Genomic DNA, 26,285 nt, shown 5'->3' with positions numbered 1-26,285 from the left:
TGCCATTTCTGTCTTTTTTAATTGTTCTAACTAATCAAAAACCGATTAAACAAGAACAACAACGCATATCCATAAGTCGCAACGGACCAAAGTTTAAAAAGCAATAACACTTTCATATATTCCTTAAACGGCAGATCAGCCAGACCTGCAACCAAACACGTCAAATCATCTGGTGCAAAAGGAATCAATAACGTAACAATCATCAATTTCTTAATTCCTTTTTCAGGCTGGTCCAACATTTTTTCGAATTTTAAATACCGTTTCTTAGAAAGGATAAGCTGGGCAAAAGGTTTCCCATAATAACGTGCTAGCCAATAGACGATAACATCACCTATCATCAAACCAATATAACTATAGAGTAAGCCAGGTAGACTTCCGAACATCAGCATTCCAACAAGTGTTGAAATTCCACCTGGAAGAATTGGCACAATCACTTGAAGCATTTGTAAAAAGATAAAAATCAACACTGCGTATTCTCCAAATTGTTTCATGAAGTCCTGTAAAGATTGAACAGAATGAAAAATACCTTTATAGTATCCATAAACCACTAGACCAGTGAAACAAATAACTCCTACAATAGGCAGTACATAGATAATTCGTTTCAGAATTTTTCTCCCCATGGCTGCAAATTCCTCTCGTTCTTAGGTTGATTTTTGTCGTGTAAAGTATTTTATTAGTTGATAAAATAATACGCTCAAAAGAACAGAAATGCTAATCAAAACTCCTATAATAAAGTTTCGTTGTTGGTAATGCATTTTAATTTGATGCTTACCAGAAGTTAATTCAATCCCAGTAAAATTACCTAAAACCGACTTAGCTTTGACCTTTTTGCCATCGACTGTGATCTGCCAATTTTTATCATAGGGAATCGCCAAGTAAAGCAATGAATTTTCTGGATCAGTTACGGTGATTTTTCCAGTCAAAGTACCTGAGACTTCTTCTTCAAGCTGAATCGCTTTAGACTTTTGTTTGGTAATTAATGAATCAAAGGTTTCTTCTTGTAAGGTTTTTAATTCAATTGTTTTTTCTTCAAGCTCTTTTTCAGATTCAAGTTGTAATTGAACAACGTCATCTTTTTTGAAGTAGCCAAGATTAAATAATTGATTTGTTGCGATATAAACCGCAGGCTGGATTTTTCCCCCATTTACTTTAAAAGAAGTGATCTTTTTCCAGTCGATTTCTGGTGCAAAAAGATAAAGTTCACCATCTGTTGTTGTTTTTGTAGTGAGTGTGTATTGATTGTCTACTTGAGTTGTCCAAGCTACTTTTTGTGTTTCTTGAAAATAACCTTGTTTATTTTCTTGGATCTGTTGTAGAATCATTTCCTGATTTTTTAGAGGCTGATCGTTAGCTAATTTAAGGTCACCGAATTTCTGTGGGACCAAAAAGCCCATGCCAATTGCTTCTTCATTTTCATAAACATTTGTTGAAGGATCACTTGAACTATTCTCTTGGTATGACTTAATTTCTGGTGTGAGCTGATAGTTCACATTTAAAAGTAAGTTGATAACTTTCGACTCATCCACATAAGCGATTCTACGGTCATTTTTTTGATATAAACCTAAAGCATGTAACGTATCTTGGGTTTTAGCATCTAGAGTAGAGGTATAGCTGGAAACACCAGCATAGCCATATAAAATTGGATTATTGTAGCCATTATTTTTTTCATTATAACCTGCATCATCGGAATCAATCGTTTGTTTTATCCTGAATAAATGAGGATGTTTATTTTGTAAATCAGAAATGATTCTATCCTGAATTTTATAGGTTTGTGCAAATTTTTCTTGGTTTCCAAATGGAATATCCTTAAAGCTGATCCAAAAATTAAAGACTAATTCAGAACAAACGACTAGGAATAATAGTACATAAAGGCCGCTTCTTTTTGAGCCGTGCATTTTTTGAATTAAGACAATTAAACCAAATATCAACCAAATACTAAATAGACTGAGAACAACATAATAATCGGACAGTAAAAAGATTTTCTCTTTTGAAAATTTTAAAGCAATATAACCAATAAGCAACAATCCAGAAAAAATACAAGGAACAACTATCTTTAATCTTGCGCCATCCTTCAATTTTAGAAACGCTTCATAGGCAAATTTTATCACCAAAAAACTAAAGATAAACGTATTTCTATACGGAAATCCTGCAGGACTTTGAAACATATGCCAAATCGTATTGACAAGTTCCAACCAGAAACTCAAGAAAATAAACCCAACTAAAAACGCAGCGCCAATTTTTTCTTTCTTAGAAATAGCTGACAGCTGAAAATAAGCAATAAAAAGCAAGGCCATCAAGATTCCAGAAAAAATCGTCGGTAGATGTTCTAAACGCCATTCAAAATTAACGCTGCCAAGACCTAATTGCGAAAGAAAATTAAAACCAAAATTAGGTGTCGGTAAAAATGTTTGCCACTCAAAATTAGTTTTCTTTGTCGCTAACATTCCTTCTACAGCTGGAATCAAAATAAAGCTTGTGCTAATCCCAGTTAGGAAAGAAGTAACGAAAAACAAACGACTTTCTTTAATAAATAGCCAAATCGATTTCTTTTTAGATGGTTCTGTTTTTTGATAATACCAATAAATGCTGTAGCATACAGCAAAAATGCAGAGCATATAGCCCATATAATAATTGGTTACGATGGCTGAAAATAATGAGACTGCATAAAGAACATACTTTTTATGATCCCATAATCGCTGAATCCCCAATACTAGTAAAGGGAGCAAAACCAATGCGTCCAACCACATGAAATTCAAACAATAGACCGTTACAAAGCCACATAAGCTATAAGATGTTGAAAAAAGTAAAGTTGAAATGGTTGATTGCCGATACGTTTTTTGAAGATAATAAAACATCGAGCTGCCCATGAGGGAAATTTTTAATGTAATGATCAATAAGATAGCAATCGGCAATTGCTCATAAGAAAACAGCAAGACTAAACTATTGAAAGGACTTAATAAATAGTAAGCGCTTAAGGGTAAAATAGTTCCACCAAGGGCATCAGAAAATGAATATAAAGAGTAAGTTTCTCCTTGGAAAAACTGCTTCAATGAACTTAAAAATGGCATATACTGTGTACCTAAATCACTTACCAAGAGATTGTTATTTCCTAACGGTGCTAAACCTAAAATCGACCAGAGTATGATTAATAATAGGAAAGGAAGAAGAAAACTTCCAGTGACCAATAAACTTTTTTTTGTTTTTGACATACTATACTGCTCCTCTATTCTAATGATTTGTAACTGTTTTAGGATAAAGGTTCAATCAATCCTTGAAAATCAAACGAACTACCTGCAACAATATTAATTTTGAAAACTCGTTATTTATAAAACAAACGTGGTTAGATTTCTCTCCAAGACTCTAGTTTATCATGGGATTAGGTGTTGGTGCAAAAGAATTAGTAGTTAGTTCATACATAGAGACTTGTTTATTTTATCATAGTAGTTTTTATTTGAAAGTGATGAACCATTTGTTAACTCTTTTTTATAGAATCGATCAATTACAGAATTAAAGGCGTTAATTAGTGAAAAGCACCTCAGCTTTCGATATAATGGATAATGAGGAGTTGATAAGATGTCATTAACGATAGAAGAAGCAATCGATTGGATTCATAGTAGACTACCCTTTGGATCTAGGCCAGGTCTTGATCGGGTGGAGGCATTACTGAAAAGAGTCGGTAATCCTGAAGAAAAAGTACCGACCATCCACATTGCAGGTACAAATGGAAAAGGCTCTACAGTCACATATTTACGCTGTATGTTAGAAGAATTAGGACTTACCGTAGGAACTTTTACTTCTCCGTATATCGAACATTTTAATGAACGAATTGCCATTAACGGACATGGAATATCAGACAATCATATCATCCAGTATGTGGAAAAATATCAAGAGTTGATCAAAGAAATGGATCAAGAGCCTGAGAGTGCAGGAATCACTGAATTTGAAACATTAACTGTTATGGCGCTTGATTATTTTTTAGATGAACAAGTTGATATCGCCATTGTTGAAGTTGGACTTGGCGGTTTATTAGATAGTACCAATGTTGTGAGACCGATGTTAACAGCAATCACTACGATCGGTAAAGACCATACAGAAATATTAGGTGATACACTTGAAAAAATTGCCTTCCAAAAAGCTGGAATCATCAAAGAAGGAATTCCAGTTGTAACTGGCAACATCGAGGAAGAAGCGTTTGTCGTGATCAATGAAGTCGCGACAGAAAAACACAGTAGCGTGTATCGTTATGAAAAAGATTATAAAGCAGAATATCGACATCCCGACAAAAATTGGGGCGAAATCTTTGATTTTTATGGTGACGCAGGTAAGTTACCTAAAGTCAAAGTACCTTTATTAGGTCGTCATCAAGTAGAAAATGCGGCTGTTTCAATCCAGCTGTTCTATCTTTACTGTGAAATGCGCCAAATCAATTTTACAGATAGAGATGTTTATCAAGGGTTAGCTCAGGCTCAATGGCCTGCTCGGATGGAAAAAATAAGTGCTGAACCATTAATTATTTTAGATGGTGCCCATAATGACCATGCGATGCGCCGCTTAGCTGAAAATCTGAAAAAGGAATTTCCAAATCGGGATATCCATATTTTATTTTCGGCATTAGCGTCAAAAAATATCGATCAAATGATTGCGATATTAAGAAAAGTGCCCAATGTTCATTTATATTTGACCACTTTTGATTATCCTAGAGCAATTGAATTAACAAAGATGGAACATTTTGAAGATGATAAAACAGAGATTGTTTCATTGTGGCAATTCGGCTTAGGTGAAATTTTAGAAAAAATGTCTGCAGACGATTTGATGTTAGTGACGGGCTCACTTTATTTTGTTTCACAAGTCCGTGAATTGTTGTTGAACATAGGATCTGGCGATGGGGACTAGTCTCAACTAGACAAGGTCGATTGCGCTATGTATTATCTAGCTTCACGAGCTAGTCTTTCGGAAAAAAGATAAAATATGATTGTGGCTAAAAGTGCCACACTCATAATTTCCTATTTTTCTGTCAAGGCTGAATGGGCTCGTTCAGCTTTTAATTGTATCTAGCTTCACGAGCTAGCCTTTCGGAAAAAAGATAAATTATGATTGTAACTAAAAGCGCCACACTCATAATTTCCTATTTTTCTGTCAAGGCTGAATGAGCTCGTTCAGCTTTTAATTGTATCTAGCTTCACGAGCTAGCCTTTCGGAAAAAAGATAAATTATGATTGTGGCTAAAAGCGCCACACTCATAATTTCCTATTTTTCTGTCAAGGCTGAATGGGCTCGTTCAGCTTTTAATTTAGGAGGAAATCATGAAACAAATTGACGGAGTAATTTTTGATATGGATGGTTTATTATTTGATACAGAGCTGATTTATTATCAGTCAACGCAAAAAATAGCTGATGCAATGAACTTTCCATACAGCAAAGAACTTTATTTAGAATTTTTAGGTGTATCAGATGAAGAGGTACAAGAGAATTATCATCGAATCTATAAGGATTTCGGTAAAGCAAAAGTAGAAGAGTTTATCGAGCGTTCATATGACGATACCTACCAAGTATTTGAATCAGGCAAAGTTCCATTAAAAGAGGGGGTTCTGGAATTACTTGATTTTCTTGATCAACATGAAATTCCAAGAATCGTAGCTTCAAGTAATGTTCGTCCAGCAATTGAATTATTATTAGAGGGCGCTGGAATCAAGGAACGCTTTTCAGGAATTGTTTCAGCAGAAGATGTGACTCGAGCGAAGCCAGATCCAGAAATATTCCAAAAAGCATTAGCCAACCTAGGCACAAAAGCTGATAACACTTTGATTTTTGAGGACTCATTTCATGGAGTAACAGCGGCAAATGCAGCTGGGATTCCTGTGATTATGGTTCCAGATCTGTTAGCACCAACAGATGAAGTTAAAGAAAAAACGTTAGAAATTTTTGAAAGTTTATCTCAAGCTCCAGCTTATTTAAAAAAATAAAAACGTCACTCCTTTGCGTATCTTTTACTAGAAGCGTATAAAGGAGTGATTTTTTGATCAAAGAAGAAAAACTATTTATTAGAGAAATGCCAGAAGATTGTTTACCTCGTGAACGATTAGAGGTCGTAGGTGAAAAAGCCTTATCGAACCAAGAACTATTAGCGATTTTATTAAGAACTGGTTCAAAGAATACGAACGTGATGGAGGTAGCCTCTAAGTTTTTGAATTATTTCAATCATTTATATGAATTGAAAAATGCCACGCTTACCGAAATGATGAAAATCAAAGGAATTGGGCGAATCAAAGCAATCGAACTAAGAGCAGCGATTGAGTTTGGTTACCGAATCCAACAAAGTACCCAGCTAAAATTGGGTAAGGTGTCTTCTAGCTATCAAATTGCTCAAAATTTAATGTATGAATTACAAGATTTTCACCAAGAGCATTTGGTTTGTTTGTATTTGAATACGAAGAATGAGGTAATCAAACAAGAAACAGTTTTTAAAGGGTCGTTGAATCAGTCAGTGGCGCATCCTAGAGAGATTTTTCGTAGTGCAGTGAAATACTCTGCGGCACGTTTAATCCTCGCTCATAATCACCCGAGCGGTAATCCGACTCCGTCAGAAAGTGACATTCATTTTACGCAAAGAATGCAGAAATGTGGAAAGATGATGGGGATCGAAGTATTGGATCATATTATCATCGGAGAACAAGTTTACATCAGCATGAGAGAAGAAAATTTTTTTGCGGCAGACTAACTAGATTTCTTGCAAAAATAAGGGTTCGCATGTACAATGTTAGTGTAATCTTGTTTGGGACAATATAGAAGTTTTAATTTTAAAACCCTCTATCGTATACGGGCAATGTTACAATATTTAGTGCTTAAGCACGAGGAGGAACAAAAGAATGGAACAAGGAACAGTAAAATGGTTTAACGCAGAAAAAGGATTTGGATTTATCTCTCGCGAAGATGGTAGCGATGTATTCGTACATTTCTCAGCAATTCAAGGTGAAGGATTCAAAACAATCGAAGAAGGCCAATCAGTAAGCTTCGACGTTGAAGATTCTGATCGTGGACCTCAAGCAGTTAACGTTGTTAAAAACTAATTAGTCCATTCCAAAACATCTGACAGTTGTCAGATGTTTTTTTTTGCTGTTAAATATTGAGAGTACAATGCAAAGCAGATGTTGAACAGTATTCTTAATTAAGATGTAATACAAAACAAAAAAGGCATCCGTGATTAACATTCACTAGACGCCTTTAAATCGTATTAGAACTTGAATCGCTCATTTAGGTTGATAACTCCTTAAATAGATTTTTTCAATTCTTTTACTGCTTGTGTAATCGTGATACCATAAGCAATGTTTGCTTGGTTATTTGCATCGATAGCCATAAACAAATTTCTCTTTGTATCAAGTGCTACACGGTATTTTAATACTTTATTACCAAATGTCATAATAATTCTCCTCTCTTGATTCTTATGAAAGGCAACGATATCTGATAACGAAATTCCATGATTACTATAACACGGCTTTTTAGAAGTGTAAAGAAGAAAGTTTTTTACGCGGCAAATTTTTTTGTTGAAAGCCCTTTTAAGTAGTATAATAGAAATAACAAAGAAGGAGGTTTTTATCGTGGGAGAATCTTATAAGAATATTTTAGTTGCTGTAGATGGTTCTGACCAGTCAGAAAAAGCTTTTCAAGAAGCAATCAAAATTGCCAAACGAAATGACGCGGCTTTACACGTTTTATCTGTTATTGAAGAGATGGGTAATTATTTTGGTGAACTAACAATGTCGATGGGAACACTGATGGAAGATCTTCGTACAAGAGAAGAAGAAGAGATGAAAGAACGCGAGTCAAAAGCACTTGAACAAGGTGTTTCTCAAGTTTTCACGTATGTTATGTATGGTTATCCCAAAACGTTGATCGCTGATTTTACAGAGTCGAAAGAACCGATCGATCTAATTGTAATCGGCAGAACAGGTTTAAACGGTTTTGAAAGGTTAATGGTTGGATCAACGACTTCTTATGTTGTTAACCATACAAAAGCCAACGTTTTAGTAGTGAATAATGTAGTATAGAGACAAAAAGCAACTGATGGACTTTATCCATCAGTTGCTTTTTTGTATTCACACTCATGAAGTCATGATCATTGGTAAAATCATCGGGTGACGTTCTGTTTTTTCAAACAAGAAGGGTTGTAAAGCAGCTGAAATGGCATCACACAATTTCGCCTCTGTACAATTTTCATCTCGTAATGCTTCACGAATTGCATTGAACAATAAACGCTGTCCTTCATGAATCATTTCTCCCGATTCTCTCATATAGACAAATCCGCGAGATAAGATATCTGGACCAGCTAGAATTTCTTTATTTTTAATATCCACTGTCGCTACTGCTAAAACCAAACCTTCTTCAGAAAGAATCCGGCGATCACGCAAGACAACATTACCAATATCACCGACACCGTTACCATCTACGTAAACATCACTGGCATTGAAATGACCAGCGATTCGAGCTTCATTAGCCGTTAAAGCTAAAACATCACCATTTTCCATGATAAAACAATTGTCCGCTGGCACACCAACATCTTGTGCTAACGATGCATGGATTTTCAACATTCTAAATTCACCATGTACAGGCACAAAATATTTAGGTTTCATTAAACTCAACATTAATTTTTGCTCTTCTTGGCCACCATGACCTGAAGTATGGATGTTATTGATTTTTCCATGAATAACTTCAGCACCTGCTTCTGAAAGCAAGTTGATCAGACGGTTAACACTTGTTGTGTTTCCAGGAATCGGTGAACTTGAAAAGATCACTGTATCACCAGGCTGTATTGAAATCTGACGGTGAGTTCCATTTGCAATCCGACTTAATGCTGCCATCGGTTCACCTTGAGAACCTGTACATAAAATCATTGTTTCGCCAGCAGGAAGTTGATTCAGCTCGCTCGCATCTACAAACGTTCCTTTGGGTACATTGATATATCCTAAATGTTCGCCGTTAACGATTGCATTTTCCATACTACGACCAAATACTGCAATCTTACGTCCCGTTGCAACGGCAGCATCTGCGGCTTGTTGGAGACGGAAAATATTTGAAGCAAAACTAGCAAAGATAATTCTTCCTTCAATCTTTTCAAAAATCTTTAAAATAGAAGAGCCAATCGTTTTCTCTGATTTAGTAAAAGTTGGAATTTCCGCATTTGTACTATCAGAAAGCAGACATAAGACACCTTCTTCACCTAGTTTTGCCATACGGTGCAAGTTTGCAGGTTCACCAACTGGTGTAAAGTCAAACTTGAAATCTCCTGTTGCAACAATATTACCGGAGGGTGTTTTAACGACTACACCTAAAGCATCAGGGATACTATGGGTCGTTCTAAAAAAGCTAATCGCTGTTTTACGGAAGCGAATCACAGTATCTTCATTGATTTCATGCATCTCAGCATCACGTAATAAACCATGTTCATCCAATTTATTGGTGATCAAAGCTAAGGCTAGCGGACCAGCGTAAATTGGTATATTTGCTTGACGCAATAAATAAGGGACACCACCAATATGATCCTCATGTCCATGAGTGATAACTAACGCTTTAACTTTATGCAGATTTTGGACGATATAGCTGTAATCGGGAATAACATAGTCGATCCCAAGTAAATCATCTTCTGGAAACTTGATTCCAGCGTCAATAATGATGATTTCATCTTGAAATTGAACCCCATAAGTGTTTTTTCCGATCTCGCCCAAACCGCCTATTGCAAAAACGCCGGTTTCATTGTTTTTTATATTTACTTTCATATTAAAACTCCGTTAAAGAGAATTCCGCGTGCTCTTGTTCATAAGCTAGGTGATTTTCATCAAGTGCTTGAATGTATTCGATGTTATATGGGGTATTTTCTTCTACTTGTTGGCGCACGATAACATCACTTTCTGCTTCAACATAAATAGATTTTGTATCTTCTCTTTTTGGGTTTCTTACTTTTGTTTCTTGATAATAAACTTTATATATCATATGTGTTTTCTCCTTTATCTGCCAAAGCAGTTAATTATTTATTTTTATATTTTTTACTGTAATTTTTGAACACAACAAAATGAGGTGGCTGTCCACCCTAAAAACAATTGACATCAAAAACATTCGTTGATGATGAAATGAAGCCTCGACTTTGCTTCACTTTACTTGTTTTATGGAAACTGTACTTTCTTTCAACCGTCCCTTGTGTTGTGTTGTACAACAATTAATCGTATTTTATCACAAAACAGCGAATAAGTATAGAAACAGACTTGTTACTTTAAAGAAAAACTTATTATTCATTTGGTTCTTTTAAAGGCGTGACTTTCTTTCTATTGAAATATAAATTTAGACCAACTAAATGTATCAAAAAGATGATAGCTAAAGTAGTTGTCATAATTGGATTGCGGACGATGACACATGGAATCGCAAAAATTACAAATAAAGTTGAAAACAGTTTTACTCGACCGAGAGGAGTGATTTTCTTTTCTAGAATAGACGCTTGAATATATTTTTGATAATAGGTTGATTCGATAAATTTTGTATACAGATATTCGGAGCTACGCATCCAGAAAAATGCAGTTAAAATATAAAAAATTGTCGTAGGTAAAATAGGCAGAAAAATCCCTAACGTACCCAAGCCAAATGCGAGGCAGCCTAAAGAAATATACAGTATTTTTTTCATTACGTTGATCCCATCACTTTCATTCTATTTTAGTGCGAAAATTAAAGTAATCTTCATTATACCATAGTAAAAATGGTCCAGTTTATTATTCAGTTGAAAAGTGTTCGATTTTCATTCAAATATAATTTACCTAGCTATTGGTTTTATGCTATAGTGAAAGTACTGGGTCAAAAATTGGAATAGGAGATGATTGATTGAAATTGATGTGGCGTTACACGATGAGATATAAGAAATTATTGTTTTTAGATTTCATTTGTGTTTTTGGATTTATATTGATAGAACTAGGTTTACCCACGATTTTAGCACGAATGATCGATGTTGGGATCAAAAACAATGATTACGATTATGTAAAACAGCAAGGACTGTTGATGATTGTAATCACGGTTATTGGCGTAGCGATGAATATCATGTTAGGGTACTTTGGTGCAAGAATGACAACAAATATTGTACGTGATATTCGAGATGATCTATTTGAAAAGGTACAGACTTTCTCCCATCGTGAATATGAAACAATTGGTGTATCTTCACTGATTACAAGAACAACAAATGATGCCTATCAAATCATGTTGTTTATGGGGAATATTTTACGGATAGGCTTTATGACACCGATGATGTTTTTTGTCAGTTTATATATGGTCATGCGAACAAGTCCTTCTTTAGGCTGGTTTGTTTTAGGGGCACTACCGTTTCTTTTAGCAGCTGTGGTATTGATCGCTAAAGTATCTGAACCATTATCCAATAAACAGCAAAAAAACTTAGATGGAATCAACGGGATTTTGAGAGAAAACCTTTCTGGTTTGCGAGTAATTCGCGCTTTTGTAAATGAAAAGTTTGAAGAAAGTCGTTTTAGCAAAGTCAATGAAGACTATACTAAAAGCTCTAAGAGCCTTTTCCGCTTGATGGCGGCAGCACAACCAGGCTTTTTCTTTCTTTTTAATATCGTGATGGTGTTGATTATTTGGAATGGTGCACTTCAAATCGATCAAGGGAGCTTACTTGTTGGTGACTTGATTGCGTTTATTGAATATATTTTCCATGCACTATTCTCATTTATGTTATTTGCTAGTGTCTTTATGATGTATCCTCGTGCAGCTGTTTCTGCTCGCCGAATTCAAGAGGCCTTCGATATGGAACCTGTGATTCGTGAAAATGAAGCAGGTATCACAGAAACGAAGACAAAAGGCTATTTAGAATTTAAAAATGTTACATTTGCTTACCCTGGACATTCAGAAAGTCCAGTGATTCGTAACGTTAGCTTTACAGCATCTCCTGGGGAAACCGTTGCATTTATCGGTAGTACTGGGAGTGGGAAATCTACGTTGATCCAACTGATACCACGTTTTTATGATGTTTCAGAAGGTGAAGTATTACTTGATGGAATCGATGTTCGTGATTATAAATTAAGTGCACTGCGTAATAAAATCGGGTATATCCCACAAAAAGCGTTGCTATTTACAGGAACGATCGCAGAGAATATGCGATATGGTAAAGAAGATGCAACGATCGAAGAAATGGAATTAGCTGCTGATATTGCGCAAGCAACCGAGTTTATTTCACAAAAGCCTGATGGATATGATGAACTTCTTTCAGAAGGGGGAACAAACTTTTCCGGCGGACAAAAACAACGTTTAGCGATTGCTAGAGCTGTGATTCGACGTCCTGAAGTTTATATATTTGATGATAGCTTCTCAGCATTGGATTATCAAACCGATGCAAATTTAAGAGCTCGCTTGAAAAAGGAAACAACAGAATCAACTGTTCTGATCGTAGCACAACGTGTAGGGACGATCATGCATGCAGATAAAATCGTGGTTTTAAATGAAGGGGATGTCGTTGGTATCGGTACCCATCGTGAATTACTTGAGAATTGCCCTATCTATTATGATATTGCCGCTTCTCAACTGTCAGAGGAGGAATTAGCATGAAAAACGCACTCTCTTCTATTAGACGTTTAGGCAGATATATCAACCCTTATAAAGGAACCTTTGTCTTAGTAATCATCTTTACTGTTTTAACGGTGGCTTTTAATGCGGCGATGCCATATGTTTCAGGTTTACCGATCACAGAGATCAGTAAGAATGTTGCAGCAGGTGATGGCTTGAATTACGCTTATATTATTCAATGCCTGATTTGGATTTTGATTGTTGGAATCGGGTACTGTGCAGCACAATTTTTATCAGGATATTTAATGGCAGCAGTCGTTCAACATTCAATGCGTGATTTACGTCGAGATATTGATGAAAAAATCAATCGTCTACCCGTTTCTTATTTTGATAAAAATCAACAAGGAAACATTCTATCTCGCGTGACCAATGATGTGGATGCCGTGAGTAATGCGATGCAGCAAAGTTTTATCAATATCGTTTCAGCTATCTTAGGAATTGTAATGGCTGTTGTGATGATGTTTTATATCAATTGGCTGATGGCTCTGATTTCGATCATCATGATTCCTTTATCATTATTTATTTCAAAAACAATCGTTGGTATTTCACAAAAATACTTCCAAGGAATGCAAAATGCTCTTGGAAATCTAAATGGTTACGTGCAAGAAAATATGACTGGTTTTAGTGTTTTAAAACTATATGGCCGTGAATCAGAAACGTTACAAGGATTTAAAAAGGTCAACCATAACTTAAATAGCTTTGGTTTTAAAGCAACATTTATTTCAGGATTGATGTTACCACTTGTCCAAATGACTGCTTATGGAACGTATATTGGTATGGCAGTTTTAGGTAGTTACTATGTGATTACAGGTGCTATCGTGGTTGGGCAATTGCAAGCATTTATTCAATACATTTGGCAGATTAGTCAGCCGATGGGAAATATCACACAATTATCAGCGGCATTGCAAAGTGCTTCAGCTGCGACTACTCGTGTGTTTGAAATTTTAGATGAACCAGAAGAAGAATTAAATGAACATGATATTCCGTTACCCGAAAATGTTCAAGGGTCTGTTCAGTTTGATAATGTCAGCTTTAGTTATGATCCTGCAAAACCATTGATCAGAAACTTGAACTTTGAAGTAAAAGCAGGCCAAACGGTCGCAATTGTTGGACCAACTGGAGCAGGAAAAACAACATTGATTAATTTATTGATGCGTTTTTATGATGTTACAGATGGGGCAATCAAAATCGATGGGATCGATACGAAAAAAATGGATCGAAGTGATGTACGTTCAGTCTTTGGAATGGTCTTGCAAGATGCTTGGCTATACGAAGGAACAATTGCGGACAATATCCGTTTTGGTAAATTAGATGCGACCGATTATGAAGTAGTTGATGCAGCGAAGACTGCCAATGTTGATCATTTTATCCGCACCATGCCTGATGGTTATGAGATGGAAATCAATTCAGAAGGAGACAACGTTTCTCTTGGCCAAAAACAATTATTGACGATTGCCAGAGCCGTGATTTCTGATCCTAGAATTTTGATTTTAGATGAAGCAACAAGTTCCGTCGACACCCGTTTAGAAGCGTTGATTCAAAAAGCAATGGAACGAGTTATGGAAGGGCGCACGAGTTTTGTGATCGCTCACCGTTTATCAACAATTCGTGAAGCAGACTTGATCCTTGTAATGAACCAAGGTGAAATCATTGAAAAAGGAACGCATAACGAGCTATTAGAACAAGGCGGTTTTTATGAAAAACTATATAATAGCCAGTTTGCTGAAGATGGCGACTACGAATAATAAAAAGGAAAGACACCGATTGAGGTTGTCTTTCCTTTTTTATAGGAATAAAGAAGTCTATTCACTACGTAATTTAGCCAAATTTGTTATACTAAAAGCAATAGAAGAGGTGAGAAATATGACAAAAGAATATTTCATTGCAGCAAGTGCAGATGTTTATGGTAATGTGGTGTTGGCTAAAGATACAAGTATTTGGTTTCAATCTGTGCTTAGAGGCGATAACAATTCAATCACCGTCAATACAGGAAGTAATGTACAAGATGGCACAGTGATCCATGTCGATCAAGATGCACCTGTTATTATCGGCGAAAATGTAACGATTGGTCATCACTGTATGCTACATGGTTGTACAGTAGAAGATGGAGCTTTGATTGGTATGAGTTCAACTGTTTTGAACCATGCAACAATCGGGAAAAATAGTTTGATAGGTGCAGGTTCTTTAGTTACAGAAGGGACTGAGATTCCGCCAAATGTTTTAGCCTTTGGACGACCAGCTAAAGTGATTCGTCCTTTGACGAGAGAAGAGATTCGGAAAAACAAAGAAAATGCCCAGCATTATGTGGCGTTATCAAAACAATTTGCTGCTGGAAATTATACGCGTTTAGACTAGGCAAAAACATAGTCTAGGTAGGTACTGTTACTTATGGACGTTAACATTTATAAACTGAATGTTGATTTATTATGTAAGAAAGAGGCGAAGAATTAATGTATTTGAAAATTAGCGACGAAGCTCAAGTAAAATTGACTCCCTATATCGAAAGCAAAGCAGTGATTATTTTGGATTTAGATGATGGTGTGGGTAAGTATTCTAAAATGGGTGTTTGTTCTCTTGATACTAGCTTTCGCTTGTTGTTACTGGATCAGCTCCAGGATAAATCTGATTTTAATTTGACAGTAGATTCAGATATTGGGGGTATTTACATCAAGGATTACTCTAAACGATATTTGGATGAAGAGATGACGTTAGAAGTTGATCCTCGTTTACAAGTATTTAAGTTGAAAAGTCCTAGTGGTATTTTGGACGGAAATGTACCAATTGTAGACTTGCGGCCGGAACGAACAATATAATGACAAAAAAACGAGAAGGAAAATTGTAGTGACCCTAAAAAGTCTAACTTTTTGGGGTCACTACAAATCCCTCTCGTTTTTTTAATCGGGTCTTTTTAAATCAAACAAGTCACGAATATGAGCATACGTATTACCAGCTAAACGTGCAATCGGATTGAATGTTTCAGGTAAAATGTATTCATTTTTCTGATCAAATATGGCTTCATCAAAATAAAAATCGGTTATTTCAACAATAAATAAATCTGTAATGATCTGATCTTCATGATTTTTTACTGGAACATATTGATGTAGTCGCCCTTCCATCCGAATAGGCGCAGCCTTAATTCCAGGAACAGTCACAGATTTACTAACGGTTGTTTCAATTTTATTGAGGATGATTTCACTTTGGTCTGATTTTAAAGAGGCCGCTGTTTGATTCATCGATTCAACGACTTGGTCATTGACTAAATGGATCACGAGTTCATTTGTTTCTATAATGTTTCGAGCAGTATCTTTTATTTCTCCATTTCGTCTGAGTATCGATAAGGTGACTAATGGAATTTCAGAGGCCGCCGCATTAAAAAAGCTGAACGGTGCAGCATTTATAGTTTCGTGTTCTTGATTCAGCGTTGTCACCCACGCAATAGGGCGTGGGATGATACTGCCAGATAGAAATTTATAGGCTTGTTTTGACGATAGATATTTAGTCGGATAATGCAGCATATGTGTCTCCATTTCTTTGTTATGAACGTGCTTTATTTGCATCTGACGTGTCAAAAGGACGAACAAATTCTTCGATTTCTTTTCTTTTTCCTTCTAAAAATGGTGGTAAAGACAATTTTTCTCCTGCAGCTTCATATGTTTCATCTTCCAAGAAACCAGGTCCGTCAGTGGCCAATTCAAACAAAATATGAGGAGCAGCTCTGAAATAATCAGATTTGAAATAAAAACGTTCAACAAAACCAGAGTTAGGGAATTGAAGTTGATTGATTTTATCAATCCAAAAACGCAACGATTCTTGATCTGCTATGCGAAGGGCTAAATGATGAACATTTCCAAAACCTTCTTGTGCATCTGGAAGGTCAGTTCGGTGTTCAACAATAATACTTGCACCATTACCACCTTCACCTACTTCAAATAAGTGGAAACTTCCTTCAGCATCGACTAGCTTAAAGCCTAACACTCCAACTAAAACTCGTTGCATATGTTCAAAATCTGCTACAGTGACAAAGACTGGACCTAGTCCAATCAAAGCATGTTCTGCTGGAACGTCTGTTTTTTTCCAGGGAGTTCCACTAGCTACACCTTGATTCTTTTCATCTGATATCAATTGATATTGCTGTTTGTCAAAATCTTCAAATTCGATATATTTTTTGCCAAAACGTTCTTTAATTTCTCCGTGATTGATTTTATGTTCGTTAAAACGATCAACCCAATAAGCTAAAGAAGCATCGTTTTTAACACGAAAAGAGGTACGAGAAATAGCATTTGTCCCTTTGCTTCCTTTAGGAATCCCAGGGAAATCGAAAAAGGTCATATCAGTACCAGCAGATCCAAGATCGTCAGCAAAAAATAGGTGATAAGTTTGGATATCATCTTGATTGACTGTCTTTTTGATCAAACGTAATCCTAAAGTATCTGTAAAAAAACGATAGATTTTTTCTGCACTTGATGTCATTGCTGTGACATGATGAATTCCGCGAATTTGTGTATCCATAATATAAAACCTCCAAATTGATTAATAATATTATTCACTTACTAAAAGTAAGTTTACATCTAAACTAAGAATTAAGCAACTCTTTTCTCTTTTCCTAACTATTGATGGAAAGAACAAAGAGGAGTACTATAGGGGTACTAAAAGTAAAAAGAAAGTAGGGGGAAATCTTGGAAGAGAAAAAAACGTTTCATGTTAATGGGTATATTGCGTTGGTTGTATTGATTATCTTAATCGTAATTGGAGGATATTGCTTTTATGTTGGTGTTACAAATGAAACGTTTGGGATGATTACGATTGGTTTAGTATTGTGGACAATTTCAGCTTTATTTTTAAGCTCATTAACAATCGTTAGTCCAAATCAAGCAAAAGCCATCTTATTTTTTGGGCAATACTTAGGTACAATCAAAGAGAATGGCTTGTTTGTGACAACACCTTTAACTCAAAAAATCAACGTTTCATTAAAAGTGCGTAACTTTAATAGCTCGTTGTTAAAAGTAAATGATTCAGATGGAAATCCTGTTGAAATTTCTGCAGTTGTTGTATTTAAAGTCGTCGATACAGCTAAAGCCTTGTTCGATGTGGATCGCTATCAAGATTTTATAGAAATCCAAAGTGAAACGGCCATTCGCCACATTGCGACACAATATCCCTATGATACGTTCAATGATGACGATTTGACCTTACGTGGAAATACAACTGAAGTTTCAGAAGAAATGGCAAAAGAATTACAAGAACGTTTAGCTGTTGCTGGAGTTGAAGTCATTGAAACACGCTTAAACCATTTAGCATATGCGACAGAAATCGCTAGTGCTATGCTACAAAGACAACAAGCCAAAGCAATCTTATCTGCACGACAAATCATTGTTGAAGGTGCGGTATCCATGACACAAATGGCTCTGGAACAAATTGAAGACGGACAAGAAATCAACTTTACTGATGATCGCAAAGTTCAGTTGATCAACAATCTTCTAGTATCGATCATTACAGATAAAGGAACCCAACCAGTTATCAATACTGGAGATGTTCACGAAAGATAGAATGAAAGTGAGTCTCTTATGCAATATAAAACAATTTTATTTGACTTAGATGGAACGATTACAGATTCTGGTGAAGGAATCATTAATTCTGTACGTTATGCTCTAAAGAAAATGAATTTAGAAGAGTTAAATCAAACAGAGCTTTATTCATTTATTGGCCCACCTTTAGACGATAGTTTTAAAAAATTAGTTCAGTTGTCTGACCATTCAACTGAACTTGCAGTAAGCTATTATCGTGAATATTATCAAACAAAAGGGATGTATGAAAACCAGGTATATAAAGGGATCGTAGAAGTACTGACCGCCTTAAAACAGGCTGGCTGTAACCTTTATATCGCAACATCTAAACCAGAAATTTATGCGAAACAAATTTTGGCTCATTTTGATCTAGAGAGCTATTTTGTTGGGATATATGGCGCTAGTTTAGATGGTGCTCGTTCGAAAAAAGCGGATGTTATAAGATATGCACTGAAATCAGCCAAAATCACCGATTTAAACGAGTCACTGATGATTGGTGACCGTAGTCATGATATAGTCGGTGCAAAAGAAAATGGCCTGTCTTGTATGGGAGTTCTATACGGATTCGGTGATCGAGCAGAGTTAGAAAGTGCTGGAGCTGATTATATTGCTGTCACTCCTGAAGAGATAGAAGAAATAATTTTAAAAGAATAGTGTGAGATACCCAAAAAAATTGTAAGTTAAAAATACAATTTTTTGGGGTCTTTTCATGTCTTGAGCAGCTATATTTAAACCACATTTAATCTATTAATCACTCCGGTAGCTGATCGTAAGCTAATTGATCAATAATATCCTGGTGATCTGGATAGAGTGTATGCAATTGTTGCTTAGTAAATAATTCAAAATCTTGATAATCAAATCCAGGAGAAACCATACAACTTACTAAAGAAAACTCTCCGTTCTCCTCAACACTTGAACCAAAAATCACATTTTTAGGTACAACTGCCTGTAAGACCTCTCCTTTTACTATATCTGTTCCTAATTGAATCTTTTCATACTGACCATTTGGGTGTAACAAATGAATACTTAAAGCGGAACCAGAATGGTAATACCAGACTTCGTCAGAAGCTAAACGATGAAAATGAGAAGGATTCCCCTGTGTTAATAGAAAATAGATACTTGTATAGTAGGGACGAACTTTCTCGGAAGTTACGTTCAAATAGTGTTCAGATTTTAATACTTGCTTAAAATAACCACCCTCTGGATGTGGCACTAATTTAAGGTGTTTAATCCAGTAATTCTGATTTTTTTTCATAATCATTCCTCCAAAATAATAATAGTTTACAACGCTTAATATTGAAGCAAATGGATAATACTCTTTCGTTACACTATCCAATTTCTTCTATGCATACTTATAAAATGTTTCACATTGCTCAGTACATTCATTTTAACTAAGATTCTATATAGAATGAACCTTTATCATTTAAAAAGAAAATAATTATGGTGATTTAATGAAGAAAATGAGAGTTTCTCAAATATTTTAATGGAAAACTGATAAATTGATAAAAGAAAGCCCTTTCTTGCGTTATAATTAAGTTCAATAAATCACATGAAGGAGAGTCTTATGAGCAAAACAAAAACAGTTATTGTAGGTGCTAATCATGCAGGAATCGCTGCAGCAAACACATTGTTGGATACTTATCCAGATCAAGAAGTTGTAATGATCGATCGAAATACGAACCTTAGTTATTTAGGTTGCGGGACAGCGCTGTGGGTAGGACGTCAAATAGAATCTTACGAAAATTTATTTTATACGAACAAAGAAGCCTTTGAAGCAAAAGGGGCTAAAATTTATATGGAAACAGCGGCGGAAAGTATCGATTTTGCAGAAAAAATCGTTCATTGCAAAAAACATAATGGCGAAGAATTCACGGAAAGTTATGACAAGTTGATTTTAGCTACAGGATCAGCACCGATCAATCCAAATATTCCTGGAAGAGACTTAAAAAATGTTGAATTCTTAAAACTTTTCCAAGATGGTCAAACAGTAGATGCTGCTATGGCAAAAGAAGAAGTAGAGACAGTTGCGGTAATTGGAGCAGGGTATATCGGTGTTGAAATTGCGGAAGCTGCTAAACGCCGTGGTAAGAATGTTCTATTATTCGATGCAGAACAAAGATGTTTACCAAATTATTATGATCAATGGTTTACTGATGATATGGATAAAGTCTTAGCTGATAATGGGATTGAATTACATTACAATGAATTAGCGAAAGAATACAAAGGCACTGAAAAAGTTGAATCTATCGTGACAGATAAAGGTGAATATGCAGTAGACTTAGTTATCAATGCAATTGGATTTAGACCAAATAATAGCCTAGGCAAAGAGCATTTGACGTTATTTGATAATGGTGCTTATCTTGTTAATCTGCACCAACAAACAGGCGATCCGGATGTTTACGCGGTAGGAGATTGCGCAACGATTTTCTCAAATGCCGTACAGCAAACAACGTATATTGCTTTAGCAACAAACGCGGTTCGCTCAGGAATTGTCGCAGCGCATAACGTTGGCGGTACACCTTTGGAATCAATAGGTGTTCAAGGTTCAAACGGAATTTCAATTTTTGGTTATCATATGGTATCTACAGGACTTACCGTTCAAGAATCAGAAAAATTAGGATTGAAAATAAAATATACGGAATTTGAGGACTTACAAAAACCTGGATTCATGAAAGAGAATAATAAAGTAAAAATCAGAATTGTTTATGAAGAAGATTCCCGCCGTATCGTCGGAGCGCAGATGGCTTCTTATGAAGATATTTCCATGGGAATCCATATGTTCTCATTAGCAATCGAAGAAAAAGTGACGATTGACAAATTAAAATTACTCGACATCTTTTTCTTACCACACTTTAATCAACCCTATAATTATATTACGATGGCGGCACTTAGCGCTGAATAATTTGAATAAATGAGGTTGGGATAAGTGTTAAGCTTCATTAAAAAGCGTAGCGTAGCCAGCGCTTTTCCCGCATTTATACGGATTTCATGTGATTGGGATATGACTCGAAGAGTTATGACCCAATCACATTTATTTTAAACGGATAAACAAAACAAATCTTACAAGTTAGTGACGTTTCTCTAAAAAAGTTTAAATTTAAAAAGCTTTCATGTATAATGGTTAAAGTTAAAGAAGATACATAAGAAAGTAAGGAGGATTTGTTTTGGCAGAAGATAACCAAAATAATCAAGATCATTCCAATTCTTCATTCAAAGATCAGGTGTTGCGTTCTTTGCGAGGAGAAGAAATTCAGAATGATGAGTCAGCTTCTTCTGAACACAATGCTCAGAACATATCACAGCATAATGAAGCAGAAAATAATCGGACATACCGTTCTCAGCCTAATAATGAAGATGAAACAGCAAAGCTAGATGAGATGGAATCAGTTGGCTCTCGCAGTGCAGACCATCGTACAAAGCAACCGAGCGAGCAGTTGGATGCTGTTAACATGGAAAGCTATAAAAAAGATGATCCTGATAAACGCTCTAGAAAGAAAGAAGATCGTATCGTTAGTCGAATCGTGTTAATTGTTGCCTCAGTTTTGATACTGGTAATTGCAATTTTTAGTTTTACCTTTTATAAGTACGTCAATGCAGGTTTACAGCCTTTAGATAAAAAGGATACCAAACTGGTACAAGTCCACATTCCAGAGGACTCGTCTAATAAAAAGATTGCGAATATTCTAGAAGACAGCAAAGTAATCAAAAGCGGAATGGTCTTCAATTATTATGCAAAGTTTAAAAATCTGACTGATTTTCAGGCCGGCTACTATCAAATGTCACCTGATATGACACTAGATGAGATTGGAGCACTTTTAAGAGAAGGTGGAACAGCAGAACCAACACAATTAGCTGATGGTAAAGTAACGATACCAGAAGGTTTCGATATTGATAAGATCGGAGATGCAATTGAAAAAAATACCGATTTTAAGAAGGATCAATTTATTGAGTTGATGAAGAATCAAGCATTCTTTGACTCCATGAAGGAAAAATACCCAGAGTTGTTAGGAAGTGCGGCTGAAGCAAGTAATGTTCGTTACCGCTTTGAAGGGTATTTATTCCCTGCAACATATGATTATTACAAAGAGGCAAAATTAGAAGATTTTGTTGATCAAATGATTGCAAAAACCAATAGTGTGGTTGAACCGTTTATTCCAATGGTACACGCTAAAGGCATGACGATCCAACAAGTACTAACACTTGCTTCCTTGGTTGAAAAAGAAGGTGTGAAGGAAGAAGACCGCAAGAAGATTTCTCAAGTTTTCTTTAATCGAATTGCGGCTAATATGCCATTACAATCTGATATTTCTATTCTGTACGCATTAGGCGAACATAAAGAATTAGTGACGTATAAAGATTTAGAAGTGGATTCGCCGTATAATCTTTATAAAAATACTGGTTATGGACCCGGACCTTTTGATAGTCCTAGTGAACAATCAATTAATGCTGTTTTAAATCCAATCCAAAATAACTATCTTTATTTTGTTGCAGACATCTCCACTGGAAATGTTTATTTCGCTGAGACCTATGAACAACATCAAGAATTTGTGGATAAATATGTAAATAATTCAGAAACTGAAAATAGTGAATAACTTTTGAGTTTGCGTATCTTATTACGAGCCAACCTATAATTTAGGCGGCTCGTTTCGCTTTACTCAGAATTCGCGTGGTCAAGCATAAAAGAAATACTGAAAGAGCCGTCTATTAGAAAAAAATTCTAGCAGATTTATAAAAATTAAGTGAATATTATTTACAATTTGCTTAAAGCGTGGTACTCTTTTGTGGATTGAAAGCGGAATTTTTCAACGAAAATAAAAATAAAAACATTGTAGTAAGTTAAGAAGGAGAAATTAACATGGTAGAAAAAGTATTTCCTATGACACTTGAAGGCAAAGAAAAATTGGAACAAGAACTTGAAGAATTAAAAACAGTTAAACGAAAAGAAATCGTTGAACGTATAAAAATCGCAAGAAGCTTTGGTGATTTATCAGAGAACTCAGAGTATGAGTCTGCCAAAGATGAACAAGCTTTTGTAGAAGGAAAAATCACTACTTTAGAAAATATGATTCGTTTTGCACAAATTATTGATAATAATGGCGTTGATACCGATGAAGTTTCAATTGGAAAAACAGTAACATTTATTGAGTTACCAGATGGTGATGAAGAAGAATACACTATTGTAGGTAGTGCTGAAGCAGATCCTTTTTCAGGTAAAATTTCAAATGATTCACCGATTGCACAAGCATTGATCGGTAAAAAATTAAACGATCAAGTTGCTATTGCAACTCCTGGTGGAGACATGCAAGTAAGAATCACAAAAGTTGGTTAACAAAACAGTTAATAAGAACAAAGGGCGGGCCAAAGCTAGTAGTAGCTTTGACTTGCCCTTTAAACCTGATTAATAGCGACTTGACTCATGTTAGCAACAAAAAAATTAGGGCTAAAGTCCTATAGTAAAATGGGGCTTTAGCAACTAACATTAATATGAGAATCAAGGTATACTAATTTCATAGAAAGGGGGATTATAATGAATAACCCATGGCGTTTTTTTATCGTAGTAGAAGCATTACTTTTTATATTAGCCTTATGGCAAATTATACATAACCCAGGCTTAGCAGTCGTATTAGTATTGGGTATCTTGAGTGCTGTTTATGCACTAAAAAAAGTTCATCGTAGCAATTTTAATAATTTTCAATTAGTGCTAGGCGTTATTCTGATTTTGATTGGGGTAATGAATAGTCCAGCATTTTGGTTAATGTTAGTATTTGGCGTTTTATTTATTGGCCTAAAAGGTGTAGAAATCGCAGGCGTTGATATTACTCAGCGCGCACCTTGGAGGAAGAAACAAATGATTATGGTGGAGACGACGAATGTTGAATCCAAAAGCGGACGTCGTTTTAAACGTCCATGGTTTGCTAATGAACGGATTGGTAGTAATGTTTATGAATGGGATGACATCAATATAGATGTTCTATCAGGTGACACGATCGTTGATTTAGGGAATACGTTATTGCCTAAAGATGATAGCATTATTATTATTCGTAAAGGCTTTGGCCGTACAAGAATTCTAGTTCCACTAGGCGTTGCCGTAACCCTAGAACATTCGACTTTTTACGGAAATGTCAATTTTGAAGAAGAGAAATATCATCTGAAAAACGAATCATTAAAAGTCTATAGCAACGACTTTGATACAAACAATCGCCGCTTAAAAATCATTACAAATACATTAGTCGGGGATCTCGAGGTGATTCGTGTATGATGGGTAAGATTTCTCGACAGATGCTTTCTTTATATGCTGCTTGCAGCACGTTTATTGTTGTTTTACTTACACTATTTTCATATTTTCATTCGATTAAACAGAAAAATTGGATGTTGGAATTACTTCAAAGGAAAGTATTTTATATTCCTTTGATTTTCCATATGCTGTTGATTTCCCTTTTAGTGGGCTTATCAACGTTTTTACTCGTATCTATTGTACAAAAAGCACAATATGGTAGAATTGAAGAAAAACTACGGTTATTAGCCAGAGGTAGCTACGAAAATCCAGTCTTGGCTAAGAGTGTAGCACATGCTAGTAATGATCAGTATATTGGAGAAGTCGACCAAGATATTTCAAAAATCAGAACAAAATTATTAGAAATGTCGAAAGAATTGCAATTATTGAATAGTCGTCCGCAACTGATGGACGGAGAAACCAAAGAAGAGATTTTAGAAGAAGAACGTCATAGACTTGCCAGAGAGCTTCATGATTCAGTCAGCCAACAACTATTTGCTGCAATGATGATGTTATCGGCATTAAATGAGCAAGCACAACGAAGTGAGACGCCAGAAATGTTTCGCAAACAATTGGTGACAGTAACAGACATCATCAATGCATCTCAATCTGAGATGCGTGCGTTGTTACTGCATCTACGTCCAGTAAGTTTGGAAGGTAAAAGTTTACGTAAAGGAATCGAGCAGTTGTTAAAAGAACTGCAAACAAAAATAAAAATCGAGTTAACTTGGGATGTTGAAGATGTACATTTAAATAACAGTATTGAAGATCATCTTTTTAGGATCGTCCAAGAGCTACTCTCCAACACGCTGCGGCATGCCAAAGCACAAGAACTAGAGGTTTATCTGCATCAAGTAGATAAAAATGTATTATTGCGTTTGGTGGACGACGGTGTTGGTTTTGATATGAGTGAAAATGATAATAAAGCCGGTAGTTATGGCTTAAAAAATATCCGTGAACGCGTAGCGGGCATGGGCGGTATTGTTAAGATAATCAGCTTTAAAGGACAAGGAACAAGCGTAGAGATCAAAGTGCCTGTGATAAAGGAGGAAATAACAAGTGATCAAAGTAATGTTAGTGGATGACCATGAAATGGTACGATTAGGTGTATCCTCTTATCTATCTATTCAAGAAGATATAGAAGTAGTTGGAGAAGCAGAGAACGGTCAAATAGGTTATGAAAAAGCTTTAGAATTACGACCTGATGTGATTTTAATGGACCTCGTTATGGATGTGATGGATGGAATCGAGTCAACGAAGGCTATTTTAAAAGATTGGCCACAAGCACGAATCATAATTGTTACTAGTTTTATTGACGATGAAAAAGTGTATCCTGCAATTGAAGCTGGAGCTGCTGGTTATCTATTGAAAACGTCGACTGCTCATGAAATTGCGAATGCTATTCGAGCAATATCGAGAGGAGAACGTGTCTTAGAACCAGAAGTAACGACTAAAATGATGGAACGTTTGACGAAAAAACAAGAACCAGTACTACATGAGGATTTAACGAATCGCGAACATGAAATTTTGATGTTGATAGCCAAAGGTCGTAGTAATCAGGAAATTGCAGATGAACTATTTATCACCCTTAAAACGGTTAAAACACATGTCTCAAATATCTTAGCAAAATTAGATGTCGAAGACCGCACACAAGCAGCTATTTATGCGTTTCAACATGGATTGGCAAAATAACAAGAGCTGTAATTTGCTCTATTGTGAATAAGATGAACTGTCATAGTTTGTCTTGTTCACTTTTTTTTAATGATAAGATAGAGATAAGAATTGCAGTGAAATACAATCACTGTTTCTGTTCAATTGCCTGTCCGTTTGTTATACTT

At 35.7% G+C, this 26,285-nt stretch carries 26 protein-coding genes; 17 read left to right on the top strand and 9 right to left on the bottom strand.

Features of this window, described 5'->3' with window-relative positions:
* Positions 1-26: 26 nt before the first annotated feature.
* Both I583_RS11185 and I583_RS11180 read right to left on the bottom strand, forming a co-directional pair.
* Positions 27-620 (bottom strand): TVP38/TMEM64 family protein, encoded by a 594-nt coding sequence (locus I583_RS11185; RefSeq protein ID WP_010760367.1) that lies wholly within the window; start codon positions 618-620, stop codon positions 27-29.
* Between the two features lie 21 nt (positions 621-641).
* Positions 642-3,209 carry a YfhO family protein gene (locus I583_RS11180; protein WP_010760368.1) on the bottom strand — a complete coding sequence of 856 codons (2,568 nt, stop codon included), beginning with the start codon at positions 3,207-3,209 and terminating at the stop codon, positions 642-644.
* 364 nt (positions 3,210-3,573) lie between these two features.
* Between I583_RS11180 and I583_RS11175 the strand changes: the two genes are divergently transcribed.
* The 4 genes from I583_RS11175 to I583_RS11160 all read left to right on the top strand — a co-directional run bounded on the left by I583_RS11175 (position 3,574) and on the right by I583_RS11160 (position 7,067).
* Positions 3,574-4,893 carry a bifunctional folylpolyglutamate synthase/dihydrofolate synthase gene (locus I583_RS11175; protein ID WP_010760369.1) on the top strand — a complete coding sequence of 440 codons (1,320 nt, stop codon included), beginning with the start codon at positions 3,574-3,576 and terminating at the stop codon, positions 4,891-4,893.
* Positions 4,894-5,303: 410 nt separating this feature from the next.
* Positions 5,304-5,963 (top strand): HAD family hydrolase, encoded by a 660-nt coding sequence (locus I583_RS11170; RefSeq protein ID WP_010760370.1) that lies wholly within the window; start codon positions 5,304-5,306, stop codon positions 5,961-5,963.
* Between the two features lie 86 nt (positions 5,964-6,049).
* A complete protein-coding gene (gene radC / locus I583_RS11165) occupies positions 6,050-6,718 on the top strand; it encodes a RadC family protein (protein WP_034683679.1) in 669 nt (222 codons plus the stop codon).
* Positions 6,719-6,866: 148 nt separating this feature from the next.
* Positions 6,867-7,067, top strand: coding sequence for a cold-shock protein (locus tag I583_RS11160; RefSeq protein WP_010760372.1), 201 nt, complete (start codon positions 6,867-6,869; stop codon positions 7,065-7,067).
* 200 nt (positions 7,068-7,267) lie between these two features.
* Here the strand turns inward: I583_RS11160 and I583_RS16895 are convergent, their stop codons facing one another.
* Positions 7,268-7,417: a hypothetical protein gene (locus I583_RS16895; RefSeq protein ID WP_010760373.1), complete on the bottom strand. Its 150-nt coding sequence runs from the start codon at positions 7,415-7,417 to the stop codon at positions 7,268-7,270.
* A gap of 178 nt (positions 7,418-7,595) precedes the next feature.
* On the opposite strand from I583_RS16895, the gene I583_RS11155 reads away from it, so the two are divergent.
* Entirely contained in the window at positions 7,596-8,045 is a 450-nt protein-coding gene (locus I583_RS11155; protein WP_010760374.1) for a universal stress protein, read from the top strand.
* 54 nt (positions 8,046-8,099) lie between these two features.
* Here I583_RS11155 and rnjA read toward each other — a convergent pair whose 3' ends face one another.
* The 3 genes from rnjA to I583_RS11140 form a co-directional block, all read right to left on the bottom strand.
* Positions 8,100-9,770 (bottom strand): ribonuclease J1, encoded by a 1,671-nt coding sequence (rnjA, locus tag I583_RS11150; protein ID WP_010760375.1) that lies wholly within the window; start codon positions 9,768-9,770, stop codon positions 8,100-8,102.
* 1 nt (position 9,771) lies between these two features.
* On the bottom strand, positions 9,772-9,984 hold the full coding sequence (locus I583_RS11145) for a DNA-directed RNA polymerase subunit epsilon (protein ID WP_010760376.1): 213 nt from the start codon (positions 9,982-9,984) through the stop codon (positions 9,772-9,774).
* Between the two features lie 292 nt (positions 9,985-10,276).
* Positions 10,277-10,666 carry a YbaN family protein gene (locus I583_RS11140; RefSeq protein ID WP_010760377.1) on the bottom strand — a complete coding sequence of 130 codons (390 nt, stop codon included), beginning with the start codon at positions 10,664-10,666 and terminating at the stop codon, positions 10,277-10,279.
* Between the two features lie 194 nt (positions 10,667-10,860).
* On the opposite strand from I583_RS11140, the gene I583_RS11135 reads away from it, so the two are divergent.
* The 4 genes from I583_RS11135 to I583_RS11120 all read left to right on the top strand — a co-directional run bounded on the left by I583_RS11135 (position 10,861) and on the right by I583_RS11120 (position 15,422).
* Positions 10,861-12,591: an ABC transporter ATP-binding protein gene (locus tag I583_RS11135; RefSeq protein WP_010760378.1), complete on the top strand. Its 1,731-nt coding sequence runs from the start codon at positions 10,861-10,863 to the stop codon at positions 12,589-12,591.
* Complete coding sequence (gene efrB, locus I583_RS11130; protein WP_010760379.1) at positions 12,588-14,354, top strand: multidrug efflux ABC transporter subunit EfrB; 1,767 nt, start codon at positions 12,588-12,590, stop codon at positions 14,352-14,354. Before I583_RS11135 ends, efrB begins: the two co-directional genes overlap by 4 nt.
* A 118-nt stretch (positions 14,355-14,472) precedes the next feature.
* Positions 14,473-14,964 carry a gamma carbonic anhydrase family protein gene (locus I583_RS11125; protein ID WP_034683507.1) on the top strand — a complete coding sequence of 164 codons (492 nt, stop codon included), beginning with the start codon at positions 14,473-14,475 and terminating at the stop codon, positions 14,962-14,964.
* 95 nt (positions 14,965-15,059) lie between these two features.
* Positions 15,060-15,422 (top strand): iron-sulfur cluster biosynthesis family protein, encoded by a 363-nt coding sequence (locus I583_RS11120; RefSeq protein ID WP_010760381.1) that lies wholly within the window; start codon positions 15,060-15,062, stop codon positions 15,420-15,422.
* An 81-nt stretch (positions 15,423-15,503) separates the two neighbouring features.
* Here the strand turns inward: I583_RS11120 and I583_RS11115 are convergent, their stop codons facing one another.
* Together I583_RS11115 and I583_RS11110 are read right to left on the bottom strand one after the other, a co-directional pair.
* On the bottom strand, positions 15,504-16,124 hold the full coding sequence (locus tag I583_RS11115) for a flavin reductase family protein (RefSeq protein WP_010760382.1): 621 nt from the start codon (positions 16,122-16,124) through the stop codon (positions 15,504-15,506).
* A gap of 19 nt (positions 16,125-16,143) precedes the next feature.
* Complete coding sequence (locus I583_RS11110; RefSeq protein ID WP_010760383.1) at positions 16,144-17,118, bottom strand: ring-cleaving dioxygenase; 975 nt, start codon at positions 17,116-17,118, stop codon at positions 16,144-16,146.
* A gap of 167 nt (positions 17,119-17,285) precedes the next feature.
* Between I583_RS11110 and I583_RS11105 the strand changes: the two genes are divergently transcribed.
* Together I583_RS11105 and I583_RS11100 are read left to right on the top strand one after the other, a co-directional pair.
* On the top strand, positions 17,286-18,155 hold the full coding sequence (locus I583_RS11105) for an SPFH domain-containing protein (protein WP_010760384.1): 870 nt from the start codon (positions 17,286-17,288) through the stop codon (positions 18,153-18,155).
* An 18-nt stretch (positions 18,156-18,173) separates the two neighbouring features.
* Positions 18,174-18,827 (top strand): HAD family hydrolase, encoded by a 654-nt coding sequence (locus I583_RS11100; RefSeq protein WP_010760385.1) that lies wholly within the window; start codon positions 18,174-18,176, stop codon positions 18,825-18,827.
* Between the two features lie 97 nt (positions 18,828-18,924).
* On the opposite strand, the gene I583_RS11095 is transcribed toward I583_RS11100, so the two are convergent.
* Positions 18,925-19,428 carry a cupin domain-containing protein gene (locus I583_RS11095; protein WP_010760386.1) on the bottom strand — a complete coding sequence of 168 codons (504 nt, stop codon included), beginning with the start codon at positions 19,426-19,428 and terminating at the stop codon, positions 18,925-18,927.
* 309 nt (positions 19,429-19,737) lie between these two features.
* On the opposite strand from I583_RS11095, the gene nox reads away from it, so the two are divergent.
* From nox to I583_RS11065, 6 genes are all read left to right on the top strand, one after another.
* Positions 19,738-21,075 (top strand): H2O-forming NADH oxidase, encoded by a 1,338-nt coding sequence (nox, locus tag I583_RS11090; RefSeq protein ID WP_010760387.1) that lies wholly within the window; start codon positions 19,738-19,740, stop codon positions 21,073-21,075.
* Positions 21,076-21,622: 547 nt separating this feature from the next.
* Positions 21,623-22,765: an endolytic transglycosylase MltG gene (gene mltG / locus I583_RS11085; RefSeq protein ID WP_425268406.1), complete on the top strand. Its 1,143-nt coding sequence runs from the start codon at positions 21,623-21,625 to the stop codon at positions 22,763-22,765.
* Between the two features lie 263 nt (positions 22,766-23,028).
* Entirely contained in the window at positions 23,029-23,502 is a 474-nt protein-coding gene (gene greA / locus I583_RS11080; RefSeq protein WP_010760389.1) for a transcription elongation factor GreA, read from the top strand.
* Between the two features lie 198 nt (positions 23,503-23,700).
* Positions 23,701-24,432 (top strand): cell wall-active antibiotics response protein LiaF, encoded by a 732-nt coding sequence (liaF, locus tag I583_RS11075; protein WP_010760390.1) that lies wholly within the window; start codon positions 23,701-23,703, stop codon positions 24,430-24,432.
* Complete coding sequence (locus I583_RS11070; protein WP_010760391.1) at positions 24,429-25,532, top strand: sensor histidine kinase; 1,104 nt, start codon at positions 24,429-24,431, stop codon at positions 25,530-25,532. The genes liaF and I583_RS11070 overlap by 4 nt, the downstream gene beginning before the upstream one ends.
* Positions 25,507-26,139 carry a response regulator gene (locus tag I583_RS11065; RefSeq protein WP_010760392.1) on the top strand — a complete coding sequence of 211 codons (633 nt, stop codon included), beginning with the start codon at positions 25,507-25,509 and terminating at the stop codon, positions 26,137-26,139. Before I583_RS11070 ends, I583_RS11065 begins: the two co-directional genes overlap by 26 nt.
* Positions 26,140-26,285: the final 146 nt, after the last annotated feature.

It is taken from the genome of Enterococcus haemoperoxidus ATCC BAA-382, assembly GCF_000407165.1.
Lineage (GTDB): Bacteria > Bacillota > Bacilli > Lactobacillales > Enterococcaceae > Enterococcus_L > Enterococcus_L haemoperoxidus.
Note: the sequence above shows the minus strand (reverse complement) of the source record. Positions and strands in the feature narration are given on the sequence as shown.